Source organism: Mesorhizobium sp. WSM4837, from assembly GCF_055811435.1.
This window is the reverse complement of sequence record NZ_JBVVQE010000184.1, coordinates 1-1,662: the sequence shown is the minus strand read 5'-3', so window position 1 is coordinate 1,662 and position 1,662 is coordinate 1. Positions and strand designations below refer to the sequence as shown.

Annotated in this window: 1 protein-coding gene and 2 pseudogenes; all 3 read left to right on the top strand. The window is 66.1% G+C overall.

Annotated elements, in window-relative coordinates:
• Nucleotides 1-64 precede the first annotated feature (64 nt).
• Nucleotides 65-1,120 (top strand): annotated as a pseudogene (locus AC0L3D_RS36560) ((2Fe-2S)-binding protein); the annotation flags it as partial.
• Nucleotides 1,120-1,455 (top strand): nitrite reductase small subunit NirD, encoded by a 336-nt coding sequence (gene nirD / locus AC0L3D_RS36555; protein ID WP_473627020.1) that lies wholly within the window; start codon nt 1,120-1,122, stop codon nt 1,453-1,455. The pseudogene AC0L3D_RS36560 and the gene nirD, both read left to right, overlap by 1 nt.
• 3 nt (nt 1,456-1,458) lie before the next feature.
• Nucleotides 1,459-1,662, top strand: a pseudogene (locus AC0L3D_RS36550) (hypothetical protein); the annotation flags it as partial.

The following is a 1,662-nucleotide window of genomic DNA, read 5'->3' as shown; positions in this document are numbered from 1 at the left end:
CGCGGGGCGCGCCAACACCAGGGGGCCCCCCCCGGGGGGGCCCGCCCCGGGGGGGGGCCCCACGCTGTTGGAATTAACCTTGGGCAAAAAAAAAAACCGGGGGGGGGTCCCGCCTTTGGGGGGCGCCCCCACGCTCGGCCATGATGAGGTCCGCCGGCTGATCAAGGCCAAGGGCCTGAAGACCATTCCCGCCGTCATGCAGGAACTGGAATGGACCACCTCCTGCGGCTGTGCCAAATGCCGGCCGGCGCTCAATTACTATCTCGTCTGCGACTGGCCGGATGAGTATGCCGACGACTACCAGTCGCGCTTCATCAACGAACGCGTACACGCCAACATCCAGAAGGACGGCACCTATTCGGTGGTGCCGCGCATGTGGGGCGGCGTCACCAATGCCGCCGAACTGCGCGCCATTGCCGACGTCGTCGACAAATTCGAAATTCCAATGGTCAAGGTCACCGGTGGCCAGCGCATCGACATGCTCGGCATCCGCAAGGAGGATCTGCCGGCGGTGTGGGCCGATCTCGGCCAGGCCGGCTTCGTCTCCGGCCACGCCTATGCCAAGGGACTGCGCACTGTAAAGACCTGCGTCGGTTCGGACTGGTGCCGCTTCGGCACGCAGGATTCGACGGGGTTCGGCGTCCGCATCGAGAAATTCATGTGGGGCTCGTGGACGCCGGCCAAGGTCAAGATGGCGGTGTCGGGCTGCCCGCGGAACTGCGCCGAGGCAACCTGCAAGGATGTCGGCGTGATCTGCGTCGATTCAGGCTACGAGATCCATTTCGCCGGGGCGGCCGGCCTCGACATCAAGGGCACCGAGGTACTCGGCCTGGTCAAGACCGAGGACGAGGCACTGGAGCATATCGTGGCGTTGACGCAGATGTATCGCGAGCAGGGCCGCTATCTCGAGCGCATCTACAAATGGGCCAAGCGCATCGGCATCGCCGAGATCAAGCGCCAGATCATGGACGATGGCGAGAAGCGCAAGGCTTATTTCGACCGCTTCGTCTTTTCGCAGAAATTCGCCCAGGTCGACCCGTGGTCGGAACGCGTTTCCGGCAAGGACAAGCACGAATTCCGGCCGATGGCTTCGGTCGGCTTCGCGCAGGCGGCGGAGTGATGATGATGAATTGGATTGCTGTCGGCACGCTCTCAGACATTCCGCGCCGCGGCGCGCGCTGCGTCGCCACGCCTCAAGGCAAGATCGCCGTCTTCCGCACGGCAGACGACCAGGTCTTTGCCATGGAGGACCATTGCCCGCACAAGGGCGGGCCGCTCTCGCAGGGGATCGTCCATGGCGCGGCGGTAACCTGTCCTCTGCACAATTGGGTGATCTCGCTGGAAACCGGCAAGGCGCTTGGCGCTGACGAAGGTGCGGTGCGCACCATTCCGGTGCGGATCGAGGGCGAGCGCCTGTTCATTGCGCTGGAAGCGCTGGCCAGTCGCGCGGCTTGAATTATGAAGATTGACGAAGCGCGCGAGGTGAGGACCACCTGCCCCTATTGCGGGGTGGGCTGCGGCGTGCTGGCGAAGGTCGGCGCGCCCCGGGGGGGTAAAGGTTGCCGGGGCGCCGGGCCGCCCGGGGATTTTGGGCGGGGGGGGTGGCAGGGGGGCGCGCGGGGGGGCGCGGGTGGGCCAGGCCGGCGGGGGGGGCTTGGCGGG